Below are 13607 nucleotides of genomic sequence, written 5' to 3'. Positions count from 1 at the left end.
GCGTACAATGTCCCTCGCACTCTCCGAGTGCGAGAAATCTGCAACCTCGGCTGACAGCTCACAGCTGACTGCTATCATTCCGGCATGAGCCTTTATGCCATCGGTGATATTCACGGTTGTTGGACAGCGTTACAGACGTTGCTCGATTTTGTCCCTGTGCGTCCGGATGATCTGGTCATCACTCTGGGCGATTACGTCGACCGGGGTCCGGATTCAAAAGCGGTCGTCCAGTGGGTCATGGACGCCTCTGCAGCAGGGGAGTGTCTGCCGCTGCGTGGGAACCATGAGATCATGCTGCTGGACGCACTCGCCGGACGCATGTCGCTCCCCACGTGGCTCCGGTTCGGCGGGCAGGAAGCACTCGACTCCTATGCCCCCGGGGACCAACCCGGCCAGCCGGAAGATGTCCCGATCGAACACCTGCGTTTCCTCGAGCGGGAGTTACTTCCGTACTACGAGACGAGGACTCACATCTTTGTGCATGCGACAGCCAGTCCGCACCTTCCGCTGGCTCAGCAGAGTGAAGAGAGTCTGTACTGGGATCGTTTCGACACCTTGAAGCCGCATCAGTCCGGGAAGATTGTGATCTGCGGTCACACGGCCCAGAAATCCGGGCTCCCTGTCAACGTCGGCTACGGCATCTGCCTGGACACCTGGGCCTATGGTGAAGGCTGGCTCACCTGCATGAATGTCGACACAGGCGAGTACTGGCAGGCGAACCAGGCTGGGAAAACGCGGACCGGGGGAAAGCTTGAGTTCGCTTCTACCTGAGGTTGTCAGTACACCTGTCCCAATGGACCGGAACGATTTCATGGACTCCGCGATCACCATTCTTGTGCACGAACAGGTCTCGCACTGGACTGCGGAACTGGAACGAGCCTTCGCGGACACTCCGCAGATCGTCTTTCGCTGGCGTCCCTATCAGACCGAGCTCCTGGAAGAACTGTCTCTTGCTCAGGGACTACTCTTGGTTGTCGATGGAGACGACGCCAGCCTTGAGCTCATTCGCACAATTCATGCGAAAGCGGCATCGACTCCGATGGTGTGCATCGTTTCTGAATCGAATTCGAACTGGGAGTGGCTCGCCCGGGAACTGGGGGCGACCTGCGTGTTGTCAGAGACGACCGAAAAGTGGAGAGTAGCCCACTCACTTCAGCGATTGCTGCAGGCGGATCTCGCAGGGAACTGACCCCTGTCTTGACCCATCACTTCGCGACGATGGTTCGACGAGAAACGGTTTCTTGCGCTGGCGCTGCGACCCTCTCGAAGAAATGCACGATGCGTTCATCGAATTCTCGCGGGGCAGCCGGACGCTCCAGATTGTGCTTGGCGTGAGGAACGACCCAGTGCGACGTCTCCGGGGAATGACCGCTCAATCTGCACAGTTCTTTGGTCAGCACCGCAGGCACGTAGGTGTCACGGGCGCCGGAGACAAACATCACTTCGCGGTCGCGCCACAGCGGCAGCAGCGATTCGAGATTCACGAGCTGGCAGCGGTTGCGAATCTCATTGAGCCGCAGCATGAACCAGATGGTGATGCGCACATGCCAGCGGGGAATCAGTTGCCCCCACTTACCGACCATGGTCTGCAGGAACTTCATCGCATGGAGCATGGCCAGCCCCTGCGTTGAGAAACTCCCCTGGGTCCAGATCTGCGACACTTCAGGCCGGACCGCGCCGGCAGCCAGGGCCGCTCCCGCTCCGCGGCTGACTCCCATCAGCGCGATCGGAAGCCCGTCGAACTGCGGCTGCGACTGAATGAAATCCAGAGCCGCGTGCACATCTTCCACTTCGTACTTGGTCACCCAGTAATTCGAACGATATCCGGGAAGAGAGTCGCTGGGAGACTGGTTCCGAAAACTGAATGCGACCACAGCGAAGCCCGCATCCACGAGCGGCTGGGCGTAGTTCATCGCGGTATCGAAAGTTCCCCCGTTCTCCGGACAGAACAGGACGACCCCTTGCGGTTGTCCGTCTTCCGGGAAATACACTCCTCCTGCCAGCTGCAATCCGTTGGTTGTCGGAAACTGAATCGGCTCCATCGAGGGAGTGTTTTCCGGTGGAGGCGCCACCCGCAGCGCGGGCATCGTCTCGAAGCGGTGCAGGGCGGCAATGGAGTACACTGCATGGACGATCAGATCCGCCAGAAGCAGCAGGCCGATCGCGGAGATCCCAATTGTCAGCCACATGGTCATGGAATAAGTCAATCTGATGCAGGAACCGGTTCTCGAAAGCTCTCAATCCTAAGACACGGAAATCGACTCAGCCTTCGAAAGTGGAAAAAATCAGCGAGACGTTCTGGCCACCGAATCCAAAACTGTTGGAAAGCGACTTGCGGACACGGGCTTCCCGAGGTTGATTGGGAACGTAATCCAGATCGCAATGCGGATCCGGGTTGTCATAGTTAATCGTCGGTGCCAGCACTCCATCCTGCATCGACTTCAGACAGACGATCGCTTCAGCACTCCCCGCAGCAGCGATCAGATGTCCCATCATGCTCTTTGTGCTGGATACCGGGGTTCTATAGGCAGCGTCACCAAAGGCCTGCTTGATCGCCAGCGTTTCCACTTTGTCGTTCACCGCCGTGCTGGTGCCGTGAGCATTGATATAATCGATATCTTCGGGATTGCAGCGGGCATCCTTCAGCGCCATGTTGATGCAGGCGGTCGCACCTCGTCCTTCCGGATGGATATCGGTAATCCGGTAGGCATCGGCCGTTGATCCATAGCCGAGAACCTCTCCCAGAATGGGGGCTCCCCGGCGCAGGGCATGATCGAGTTCTTCCAGCAGCAGCATGCCGGCTCCTTCTCCCAGCACGAACCCGTCCCGATCCCGATCGAATGGCCGCGAGGCTCCCCGCGGGTTCTCGTTGTGCGTGGAAAGAGCGGTCAGAAGGTTGAAGCCTGTGACACCGAAGGGGTGGATCATGCTGTGAGCCCCGCCGGAAAGCATCAGATCCGCTTCCCCCTGCCGGATAATCTCAGTTGCTTCTCCAATCGCCTGGCTGGAAGCGGCACAGGCAGTCAGACAGTTCAGGTTCGGCCCCTGAGCATTGAACAGGCTGGCGAGATGACCGGCAGGCATGTTCGGTTCCTGCTCGAGTTCCTCGAGCGGGTTCATGCTCTGCAGACCCTGCCGGGTGAATTCATCCATGTCGAACTGCCCATCCTTCTGGGCATTCGCAATCAGCCGCATGAACATGAAGAAGTCCTGCTGGCCTTCTCCTGCTCCCAGGTAAACGCCGAAACGGGTCGGATCGAACTTGTCGTCGGTCAGGTCGGCACTCCGCATGGCCTGAACAGCTGCTCCGATGGCAAATCGGATATTCCGGCCGGCGAATTCAAACCGCTCTGGATGATCGATATAGTTCCCCAGCTGAAAGTCTTTGACTTCTGCTGCGAACTTGGTCGGGAATCCGGAAGCATCGAAGTGGGTGATGTAATCAATGCCGCTCTGCCCTTGCTGCAGCGCGGTCCACATCGAGTTGACATCATTCCCGATGGGAGTGATGCATCCCATGCCCGTGACGACGACACGTCTTCTCATCAAAAAATGCCCTTGTATTCCGGTCGCATGCACATTCAGCCACGGCAGCGCCCGCTACTGGGCCTGATGGCGAATCGGAGAGGACTTCTCAGTTCAGCGAAGGGAAAGAGTTCCATTCGTCCCATGAACCGACTGATTTGTCATGCTGCGCGAAATCAACGCAACGAAGTCGATTTGCTCCGAAAATAAAGTATAGGGGGACGTGGATCCCTCTGAGAAGCCTGGAATCCCCCAGACCACGGCAAATGCCCCGTTTCTTACGGTCTCGTAAGGAGTTCTGCCGTCAGTGTTGTCACAGGGAAACAGACCCGCAGCACCCCGCTTTTCCCTAAATCTGGCGGAAAAGTTTCGTGTTTTTGATGCAAAACGCGGAAAAACTGGACTCCACCCTCAAACCACGCCCTTCCAGAGGTATGTTTGACGCAATTCCTCCAATTGATTCGGTCGAGTCGCCATTTGTGACTCCGCAGGCCCCGAATCAAGCTGATTTAGTCATGAAACTGGTTCTGAAATGGTTCCTGCCACTCACCCCCTTCCGTCGAGCGTCGGCATGCCCCCCTCGAAGCCTGCTTCCCTCGCGGATGCCGGCAACGATGTGCCCGATGTCGTCGCCTACGCAGGACAGCAGTCTTTCCCCAAAGTCTGGTGGCTGACGGAACTGGATCTGAAAGAGTCCCGAACGAACATCCGTTCACTCCCCGTGGCAACACGTCGGCTCAAACGGATCCTCGACATCTGCGTTGCATCCGTGATGCTGATCGTTCTCGCCCCGGTCATGCTGGTCGTCGCCTGCCTGGTGAAACTGACTTCGCCCGGTCCCGTCATTTTCCGACAGACCCGGGTGGGGTTGAATCTGCGAACCCCCGGAGTCGACCGCCGTCAGAATCGAGCCGCGAAACCGCCCGGGCAGGTGGAGCGCCGGGTCCCCGGCAGCGATCGCCGCACAGCCTTTCATTACGGTCGCCACTTCACCCTGTACAAGTTTCGCACGATGCGGACGGATGCCGAAAAGAACGGGGCCCAGTTCGCTGTGAAAGGAGATGCCCGAATCACATCCATCGGACGATTCCTCAGAAAGACCCGACTCGACGAACTTCCGCAGTTGTGGAACGTCCTCAAAGGGGAAATGTCTCTCGTCGGTCCACGCCCGGAACGCCCCGAATTCATCCAGGGACTCAGCGAGCAGATCCCCTCTTACGTCGATCGCCTCGGCCTGCAGCCGGGACTCACCGGCGTTGCCCAGATCCTCAACGGATACGACAACGAGATTGAAAGCTTCCGCAGAAAGGTCGCGTTTGATCTGCACTACCTGCAGAACTGCAGCCCGTGGAACGACTTCAAAATTCTGGTCCGCACGATTGGCGTCGTCCTCACCGGCAGTGGCGCGCTTTGACGCACGTCAGACGCTGCGATGAAAAAGAGTGAACCACGGAATGCACGGAAATCACGGAAGAAGATGATTCGCGGTTCAGGTTTTTGAATTTCTTCTTTCCGTCTCTTCCGTGTTTTCCGTGGTTAAAATTCTCCTCCCGTGCCCCTGGTTCTAACGTCCCTGAACCTTCACCCAGTTGTCTTTCAGGGTGACCGAGCGGTTGAAGACCAGTTGTCCCGGTTTTGAGTCCTTCGAGTCGAGCACGAAGTACCCTTTGCGTTCGAACTGCACCGGGGTTCCTGCTTCGCACTCAGCGAGCGCCGGCTCCAGCTTGCAGCCCCGCAGAACCTGCAGCGAGTTCTCATTGAGAGCCGTCTTCCAATCTGCGTCTTCAGGGAGTTCGCTGGGATCGGGCACCTTCAACAGGTGATCGTACAGTCGAACTTCTGCATCCAACGCGTGGGCAGCACTGACCCAGTGAATCGTCCCTTTGACCTTACGGCCATCGGGAGCGTTGCCCCCCTTGGTTTCGGGATCGTAGGTGCAGTGCAGTTCAATGATCTTTCCAGATTCGTCTTTGATCACCTCGTTACATTTGATGAAGTAAGCCCAGCGGAGGCGGACTTCCTGCCCGGGAGCGAGGCGGAAATACTTCTTCGGGGGGACTTCTTCAAAGTCCTCACGCTCGATGTAAATTTCGCGAGTGAAGGGGAGCTGTCGACTGCCCGCTTCCGGACGATCCTGCAAGTTGACCGCCTCCAGGAGCTCCGTCTCTCCTTCCGGGAAGTTCGTGATCACGACCTTGACCGGATCCAGCACCGCCAGCCGGCGAAACGCAGAGGTGTTCAACGTGTCCCGGAGTGAATTTTCGAGCACTACCATGTCCGTCAGGCCCGCGTACCGGGTGATGCCGATCGTCTGGCAGAAGGCTCGAATGGATTCCGGGGTATAGCCCCGGCGTCGCAGCCCGCTGATCGTCGGCATGCGGGGGTCATCCCAGCCGTCGACCATCTTTTCTTCGACCAGTTCCAGCAGCTTCCGCTTGCTCATGACCGTGTACGTCAGGTTCAGCCGCGCGAACTCGTACTGACGGGACGGAAAGATCCCGAGCTTTTCAATGAACCAGTCATACAAAGCCCGGTGAGTCTCGAACTCCAGAGTGCAGATGGAATGCGTGATCTGCTCGAGCGAATCGCTCTGACCGTGGGCGTAGTCGTACATCGGATAGATGCACCATTTGTCGCCGGTGCGATGATGTTCCGCGTGGCGAATCCGGTAGAGCAGGGGATCACGGAAAATCAGATGCGGCGAAGCCATGTCGATCTTCGCGCGCAGAACATGAGCTCCATCCGGAAACTCGCCCGCCCGCATCCGACCGAACAGATCGAGGTTCTCCTCGACAGTGCGATCCCGGTAAGGACTGTTCGTCCCCGGGACAGTCGCGGTCCCCCGCTGGCTGCGGATTTCATCCAGTGTCTGGCTGTCGACATAGGCCAGCCCTCGGCGAATCAGATCGCAGGCCCAGTCGTAAAGCTGTTCGAAGTAATCTGAGGCGAAGTGCAGTTCATCCCACTGGAACCCCAGCCAGCGGATGTCGTCCTGGATGGAGTCGACGTATTCAACATCTTCCTTCGTCGGGTTCGTGTCATCAAAACGCAGATTGCAGCGACCGCCGAACTCTTTGGCGATGCCGAAATTCAGACAGATCGACTTGGCGTGCCCGATGTGCAGATACCCGTTCGGTTCGGGAGGAAACCGTGTCTGCACGCGGCCTCCATGCGTGCCTGCCGCCACGTCCCGCGCGACGATCTCCCGCATGAAATCCCGCTTTTCGCCTTCTGACTGCGTGCCTGCAACGTCCATGAACTTTTCATTCCTGACTGAGAAAGACTGCCTGATGTCTGGAGTCTAAGACACAACGCAGGTTCGCAAAAGTGAAGTTTGCCTGCGAAAGAGGGGTTCTCGGTTGCCTCGGAATCGGCCGCTCAGACGGTGCGAGCCCCTGCCGGGACACGAGACCGCTTACCCAGCTCGGCGAACAACGCTTCCAGACAGAGCGGCACAGGCATGGTCTGCTTCAAATGCAGTTCCGCGTCGAAACACCGGTCGAGCATCGTTCCCAGGCGGTCCAGAGAGTGAAAATCGTCCGTCCCCGCCAGTTGTCGCCGCAGGGATTCAATTGCAAATCGCACCACCCACAGCATGTTTTCCCGCTGAGTCGCTGTATCGCCGCCAAGTTCCTCAAGAGCGGCCTGAATCTGCTGCACGGCGCTGTGCGGCTCGACAGCCTGTTTCTTCAACTGCGATTCCGTCACTTTCCACAGCTTCATCATCCCGGGATCGAGGAGTTGCCGGGCGACATTCAAACTTCCTTCTGCCATATCGACAACGTCGCGGACTTGTGCCGCTGGGATCGACTCGGCCTCCAGCAGAGTGACGACCTGTTCGTTCGTCAGAGGAGCGAACCGGACCGGCTGACAGCGGGAGCGGATGGTCGGCAGAATCGGTTCCAGATCGGGCGCAAGAAGGATCAGAATGGACCCGACGGGGGGTTCCTCTAGCGTTTTCAACAGGGAATTCGCTGCCTCTTCGTTCATCGCTTCGGCGTCATCGATAATCGCAATCCGCCGACCGGCTGACATTGGAGCCATGGCGATTTCATAGCACAGCCCGCTGCGACCCCGATTGCGTTCCTCACCGACCAACAGGCTGATCGGCAGGATTTTCTTCCCTTCCGGCAGTCCAATAGTCAACAGGTCCGGGTGATGCCCAGCCTGCATCTGCCGACAGCTCGCACACTCCCCACAGGCGTCCAGTTCCTCATCAGGAATCCGCTCGCAAAACAGACACTGCGCCAAGGTCCGCGCGAACAGATGCTTGCCGATCCCCGGGGGACCGACCAGCAGGTAACCATGCGCAAGACGGCCGCGAGCGATCGCCCGGCGAAACATCTCCACCTGCAGTTGATGCCCCAGAATCCGATCCCAGATCACAGCACGCTCCTGGACGAGGAAGGCAGAAGGTTCAGCACGGAGGCACCGAGACGCGGAGAACAGAGCACGGCCCCCCAGTCGAATTCCGGGCAATTCAACACGAGAAGCTTTGATGTGCCGCCGGAGACTGCATTCAGCATCGGGACTTCCTTGCAGCAAATGCGATCGCGATCACTCACTTTCGTCGCTCCGTGTCTCCGTGCCTCCGTGGTGAACTGACCCCAATTCAAGACCGAACGCCCATTCCCGGGCCAGCGAGAACAAAGTACGGGATCAGCGGGTTGAGTGAACGTGCGCATCTCCCTATTCTGAAGAGAATTCACCCAAGATGCCACGCTCCAGTGCTGTTCCCTTTCCCCTCTCATCGTTTCCGTGCTCATGATCCCTCCTAACCCGCTCGACATCGACCAGCATGAATACTGGATGCGGCAGGCGCTCGACCGGGCGGTGCAGGCGTACGATCAGGGGGAAGTGCCGATTGGGGCGATCGTCGTCTTCGAAGGTCGAATTGTCGGAGAAGGGTACAATCTGCGGGAGACGCTCAACGATCCAACCGCTCATGCAGAGATGATCGCCATTACTCAGGCAGCCAGCGCTCTGCAGTCGTGGCGATTGCTGGACTGCACGCTGTACGCGACGCTTGAACCGTGTCCGATGTGTGCCGGGGCGATCGTGCAGGCCCGCATTCCTCGCGTCATCTATGGAACGACCGATCCCAAGGGGGGAGCCTGCCACACGCTGTACCAGATCACCGAAGATCCCCGCCTCAATCACAGGGCAACGGTGATCGGCGGGGTGATGCAGCCCGACTGCCGGGCCATCCTGCAGCGGTTCTTCGCAGAACAGCGAGCACTCGGGAAGAAGTGATCAGCCACCCGCTGACCTCTTCCCTCTCCCCTCACAGTCCTCCGAAGTTCGCCATGCGGTTCTGCCGGCGGTAGTCCATCGGCGTCATTCCCATCTTCTTGTGAAATACCGTGCTCAACTGTTTGGGCTCGGTGAATCCACAGCGTTCCGAAATCTCGCTGACGGGCAGATCGGAATGCGTGAGCAGCTCCCGGGCTCGATCCATTCGGATGCGGGTAATCTCCTCTTTCATGGATCGACCGACGAACTGTTTGAAACGCCGTTGAATCGTGCTTTCGGAGAGGTTGCTCTGCTCCAGGAGCGCGTCGACTCGAACACCGTCACACGCATTCGCCCGCAGATCACGAATCAAACGTGCCATCTCTTCATCAGGAAAGACGAGGATATTCGTCGATTGCCGACCGATGACGCACAACGGCTGAAGCTCGATCCGTTTTTGCTTCTTTCCTTTTCCGGAAATCCGTCGGTCCAATTCCGCAGCTGCTCGATATCCGACCCGTTCGACGCCACATTCCACGCTGGACAATGGAGGATTCGCGAGGTTGCAAAGCAATTCGTCGTTATCAATCCCGATGACCCCCAGTTCGTCGGGGACTTTCATCTCGGCCCGTCGAGCCGCTTCCAGCACCTGCAGTGCCCGGTCGTCGTTATGAGTCAATAACCCGACGGGGCGGGGGAGAGTCGACAACCATTGAGCAATCTCATCCAGATCCTGATCCCAGCGGGCGGGAGACCGGCCATCGAGTGATTGGCGGAACTGCGAAAAACTCCCCCCAGCATGGAGAGCTGCCTTTTCAAACGCCCGCGCCCGGAACTCAGACCACGGATTGGATCCCTCGGGAGCGCCGCAGAAGGCGAAGTTCCGGTACCCCTGATCCCAGAGATGGTCAAACGCCAGATGCACCATCTTGGTGTTGTCGAGTCCGACTTGCTGAAAATCCTTTCCGAAGCCGCCGATCCGCACGTCGATCACCGGCACATTGGCAGCGGTCACAGCCTGGGCGACTTCTTCCGTCGAGATACGGGCGATGATGCCATCGACGTCCCAGTTCCCCAGCCAGGTCGGGGGGGCGTCGTACAAGCCACGGGGTTCGAAATAGATCGACCACGGACCATGCTCCCGCTCATACTGCATCACCCCGCGCAGCAACGCCCGCCCGAATTCACGGGACGTTTCGATCAAAAGAGCAATGCGAGGGGCCCGGCCAGCCATGGCAGTTCTTCCGTTTTCGACTCAGGTGAACAAATGCGACTCACCGAATCTTATCAGGCTGGCGGAAAAAAAGAATCCGGAGACGGAAATTGAGAAGTCCCGCATCGAATGCAGGGGGTGACTGGGTCAGCTTACCGAGGCAGCAGATGGTGCTGAATGCTAAGATTCACAGAGCGGAGCACCTTTGAAGTCGTGGTGCAATGACTCCGAAGTTGGCGAAAAGAGACTGAGCCACCAATTGTTTCCCGCCCCCTATGGCGATGGTGAAAGCATCATGGAGACCGAATCAGTCAGCTCCCCATCGAACATCCCGCAGTGTTTCCGCTTGCGTCGCTATTACCTGCTCCTCGGCCTTTCAGGGGGAGCATTCTTCGCCCTGATGGGAATCGGCTCAACTCTGGCCGCCCTTTGGAACATCGACGGCTCCTTCCCCCAACCTCGTCTCGCTGCCTGGGTTCTTGGAACATTCTGGAGTTTCATGACTCTGGTGGCAATATGGATTACCGCGGCATACTTCCGCGAACGGCTGCTCCTTTCCAGAACTGCCATTATTCAGCACGGGGTCTTCCGCTCCAAACAAATTGCTTTCACGGATGTCAAGCAGGTGCATTGGCGGTGTTGGCCGGTTGGCGGAAGCGTGATCATCCAAAGTGAGTCAGCAAGGATCACCATTGAACTGGAAGGTTTCTCGCGTGAGGAACGAGAGACATTGATCAATCGCCTCAGAAATCTGTTCCACGTTGACATCCAGCAAGGTTGGTCTCCGTTTGAAGCGAAGCTCCACAGTCCTCATCAACGGACTGCACTGATGTCTCGCGCAGGTAGCCTCGCCACCGCCTTGGTACTCATGTGCTTTGCGTGCGGTTTTGCGTTCTTTGGGTTCAAAGGATTCGGCAAGGAGTACCTGGTGATCGGGCTCATCAATGTGATCGCAGCGGGCTGGTGCCTGTCGCGAATCCCGAAGATCAAAAAGGCTTCAGGCTCTGAAAACCATCTTGAGTGATAAGAGAAGATTCTGGGGCGAGCGGGTCCGAGCGGATGGAAGCGTACTAACGTGCGCGAGCCGGTGCTGCCGAGAGGTCCTGTCAAATCGCGTTTAGCTGCACACTCCAAGTGCGCAGCTAAACTTCTGCTGGTTCAATTTTCAGCGGTGAGGTGAGGGGATCCTCAGCCTTTCGTAGCGAGATCCGCACGGTCACCTTCTATCCCCATCGAACTACTTCGTGAGCGGAATTTCAAGAACGTTTTCTCCGGCAGCCACGGTGACTTCAAATCCTGAAGTCTTCGCTGCCGAGTATTTCTTGGGGATGGGCGGAATCTTCTCGACAGGCTGACCGGGGTAGGGGGGCCGCGGTCGGACCGTGGCAGCGTATTTCCCAACCTGCAGGTTGCCATCAATCCGGAAGGTCCCATCCTCCTTCGAAATGCCTGTACTTCCAACTCCCAGTTCCGGAGAGAACAGTTCGACAACCAGCGATTTCACCGGCTTGCCTTCGTAGGTGACAGTTCCGGTCACAATGCCCGTCGGAGCTGCCCTCTCGCCACCACATCCCTGCAGCAGGAACATACTCGACATCAGCAGAACGGGAACATGGGCAGTCTTCAACTTCAACATTCTGTTCATCCTCCAGTTCAATGGGGGGGAAGCATCTTTGAAAATAAATTCAGTGATCCACAGAGGATCGCATGGACTTTCATGCGGTGAAAATCCTGGATCGCCTGCGCACGATCGACCAGGCTGGTCGAGTCTGAAAAAGGAGACGCATTTCACCCGGAAATGCGTCTCGCAAACTCAGCCGGGATACGTTCGAAATGAGTCGAATCCCGTCAAATCTTAGTACTCGCCGACAACTTCGCCGTCGTCACGGGCTGCGAGACGTCGAAGCGTATCCATATCGGTATTCTCAGAGAGGAACCGAACGGAACCATCGGTCAGCAGTGCATGGATTCCGCCTGTATGATAAGACGTCCAGGCTGTGTTCGGGCCGTAGCAGGTCTCAGCTCCCGAGGATGTCGTCTTCGAATTGATTCGTACCTTGAAGCTGGAAATCCCCACCGACCAGACATCGGAGCCTGCTCCCGGAGCGGACTGCAGAGACGAGGTCACCGGATTCGGGAACGTGGCACCGATATAGCCACCGTGGTAACCGGAGCGAAGGTCCTGAGTTCCAATCGGAGCAGACTGCTCAGCAACAATCAGCGTGTTGGAAGTCCCGTCCACGCAGTGCTTCATGCTGATGTTCTGATTCCACTGCAGCATCCCGTTGTTGGTGTAGGTCCCGTAAGGGTTGGTAAAACCGACGACCTTTCCGAGAGGGAACTCCGGTGAAGTGCCGATCGAAGACCCGGCAACGCCGACATACATGGGAACCTGAATCCGGGAAGTGTTGTGGGTGTCTGTCCAGGCAGTCGTCGTCCCGTTTGGATCCAGCGGGCTCGACGGGCAGATGTAGACGGGAACTTTTTTGTCCCGGAGCAGATCTGCGTTCACACCACCATAGGCCCCTGAGAAGCTGCGGTAGGACGAGGTGAAATCGAGCTGGTTGTAAAGGGCCGATTGTTCGAGTTGCGGGAAGATGTGAAGGCGCCAGTTCGGAACGAGCTCTTGCGCTTCGCCCGTCGTCGAACCGCCGTTGGATCCGGGCGGGAACGTGCTGTGAACGTCGTGATAGTTGTGCAGTGCCAACCCGACTTGCTTGAGATGGTTCTTGCATTGACTTGACCGTGCGGCCTCGCGGGCCTGTTGCACAGCCGGCAGGAGCAGGGCGATCAAGACGGCGATGATCGCGATCACCACCAGCAGCTCAATCAGCGTGAAGCCCGCAGCTCCATTCTTGGAACGATTCTTTGGAACAGACGCCATCATTCAGTCACCTTCTAAAAATGTGGAGGGAGGGAGGGAACAGACTTTCATTAAGAACCCCAACAATTATTCGATCAGAAGCGCCTACAACAAGATCGTATGCGACCAATCTTTGCAATTTTTTCGAAAAGAACGCGTTTGTATGCAATCACGATGTAAAAATCGTCAGTTTTGCGCGCAAATTCGCAACATCGAAGTCATTCATAACGCTGAGCCAGAAGCAGTTTTAGTGCTCGTCGTCGTCAGAATTCCGTAATCACATTCATCAACACTGATGTGAATCTGGCTTTTAGCGCCGGGCATCCATACAGCTTCTTCAACCCGGTGAACCCCCAACGCAGGAATGCGGGCAAACGAGATGAAATCCGTCCCCGGAGTGAGAGTTGAGTGGCAATAGAAAGGCCAATTCTCGCCTGTCTGTCGCGTAAACCCGGAGCGGCTTCCGCGTTCATTGGCTGCACAGAACGCTCATGCTCCGGACGAGGATCGCGACGACCGCGGATCCGCACGGAAGCCTCGCTGCCCGAACATCACCCCAGTGAGAGCCGGATCACGCGAACGCCTCATGAGACGATGCTGGCTCGCCGCTGCCTCAGGGGAGCGTGGCGGCGATTCGGGAGAATTGATCAACAAAAGCTGTGGTTATCGCCGCCGGAACGCCACACTTCAGTGAGAGCCGCTCCAGGCTCTCCCAACAGACGGCAGGGAGGGGTCTGCCGCACCGAAAGTCAGCCGGATCCCCGTGTTTCAGGC

12 protein-coding genes are annotated in these 13607 nt (G+C 57.6%); 5 read left to right on the top strand and 7 right to left on the bottom strand.

All coding sequences use genetic code 11. The features are described 5' to 3' along the window. The first annotated feature begins 84 nt into the window (after nucleotides 1-84). A complete protein-coding gene (locus SH661x_RS08500; protein WP_437229940.1) occupies nucleotides 85-771 on the top strand; it encodes a metallophosphoesterase family protein in 687 nt (228 codons plus the stop codon). 40 nt (nucleotides 772-811) lie between these two features. After that, nucleotides 812-1189, top strand: coding sequence for a hypothetical protein (locus SH661x_RS08495; RefSeq protein ID WP_437229938.1), 378 nt, complete (start codon nucleotides 812-814; stop codon nucleotides 1187-1189). 16 nt (nucleotides 1190-1205) lie between these two features. Here the strand turns inward: SH661x_RS08495 and SH661x_RS08490 are convergent, their stop codons facing one another. Beyond that, nucleotides 1206-2189: an alpha/beta hydrolase gene (locus tag SH661x_RS08490; RefSeq protein ID WP_437229936.1), complete on the bottom strand. Its 984-nt coding sequence runs from the start codon at nucleotides 2187-2189 to the stop codon at nucleotides 1206-1208. Nucleotides 2190-2262: 73 nt separating this feature from the next. Beyond that, entirely contained in the window at nucleotides 2263-3546 is a 1284-nt protein-coding gene (gene fabF, locus SH661x_RS08485) for a beta-ketoacyl-ACP synthase II (protein ID WP_437229934.1), read from the bottom strand. A 550-nt stretch (nucleotides 3547-4096) separates the two neighbouring features. Between fabF and SH661x_RS08480 the strand changes: the two genes are divergently transcribed. Further along, complete coding sequence (locus SH661x_RS08480; RefSeq protein ID WP_437229932.1) at nucleotides 4097-4939, top strand: sugar transferase; 843 nt, start codon at nucleotides 4097-4099, stop codon at nucleotides 4937-4939. 150 nt (nucleotides 4940-5089) lie between these two features. Here the strand turns inward: SH661x_RS08480 and SH661x_RS08475 are convergent, their stop codons facing one another. Both SH661x_RS08475 and holB read right to left on the bottom strand, forming a co-directional pair. Further along, nucleotides 5090-6781, bottom strand: a complete 1692-nt coding sequence (locus SH661x_RS08475; protein ID WP_437229930.1) for a glutamine--tRNA ligase/YqeY domain fusion protein — start codon at nucleotides 6779-6781, stop codon at nucleotides 5090-5092. Nucleotides 6782-6903: 122 nt separating this feature from the next. Continuing rightward, nucleotides 6904-7911: a DNA polymerase III subunit delta' gene (holB, locus tag SH661x_RS08470; RefSeq protein WP_437229928.1), complete on the bottom strand. Its 1008-nt coding sequence runs from the start codon at nucleotides 7909-7911 to the stop codon at nucleotides 6904-6906. 378 nt (nucleotides 7912-8289) lie between these two features. Here holB and tadA point away from each other — a divergent pair, with 378 nt between their 5' ends. After that, entirely contained in the window at nucleotides 8290-8778 is a 489-nt protein-coding gene (tadA, locus tag SH661x_RS08465; RefSeq protein ID WP_437229926.1) for a tRNA adenosine(34) deaminase TadA, read from the top strand. 31 nt (nucleotides 8779-8809) lie between these two features. On the opposite strand, the gene SH661x_RS08460 is transcribed toward tadA, so the two are convergent. Continuing rightward, on the bottom strand, nucleotides 8810-9991 hold the full coding sequence (locus SH661x_RS08460) for a XylR family transcriptional regulator (RefSeq protein WP_437229924.1): 1182 nt from the start codon (nucleotides 9989-9991) through the stop codon (nucleotides 8810-8812). Between the two features lie 478 nt (nucleotides 9992-10469). Here SH661x_RS08460 and SH661x_RS08455 point away from each other — a divergent pair, with 478 nt between their 5' ends. Then, nucleotides 10470-10994, top strand: coding sequence for a hypothetical protein (locus SH661x_RS08455; protein WP_437229922.1), 525 nt, complete (start codon nucleotides 10470-10472; stop codon nucleotides 10992-10994). A gap of 213 nt (nucleotides 10995-11207) precedes the next feature. On the opposite strand, the gene SH661x_RS08450 is transcribed toward SH661x_RS08455, so the two are convergent. Further along, complete coding sequence (locus SH661x_RS08450; RefSeq protein ID WP_437229920.1) at nucleotides 11208-11606, bottom strand: carboxypeptidase-like regulatory domain-containing protein; 399 nt, start codon at nucleotides 11604-11606, stop codon at nucleotides 11208-11210. A 219-nt stretch (nucleotides 11607-11825) separates the two neighbouring features. Continuing rightward, on the bottom strand, nucleotides 11826-12857 hold the full coding sequence (locus tag SH661x_RS08445) for a DUF1559 family PulG-like putative transporter (protein WP_437229918.1): 1032 nt from the start codon (nucleotides 12855-12857) through the stop codon (nucleotides 11826-11828). Between the last annotated feature and the right edge of the window lie 750 nt (nucleotides 12858-13607).

The sequence above is a fragment of the Planctomicrobium stercoris genome (genome assembly GCF_051465655.1).
Classification (GTDB): domain Bacteria; phylum Planctomycetota; class Planctomycetia; order Planctomycetales; family Planctomycetaceae; genus Planctomicrobium.
The sequence above is the reverse complement of the archived record's forward strand: the minus strand, read 5'-3'. Positions and strand labels throughout refer to the sequence as shown.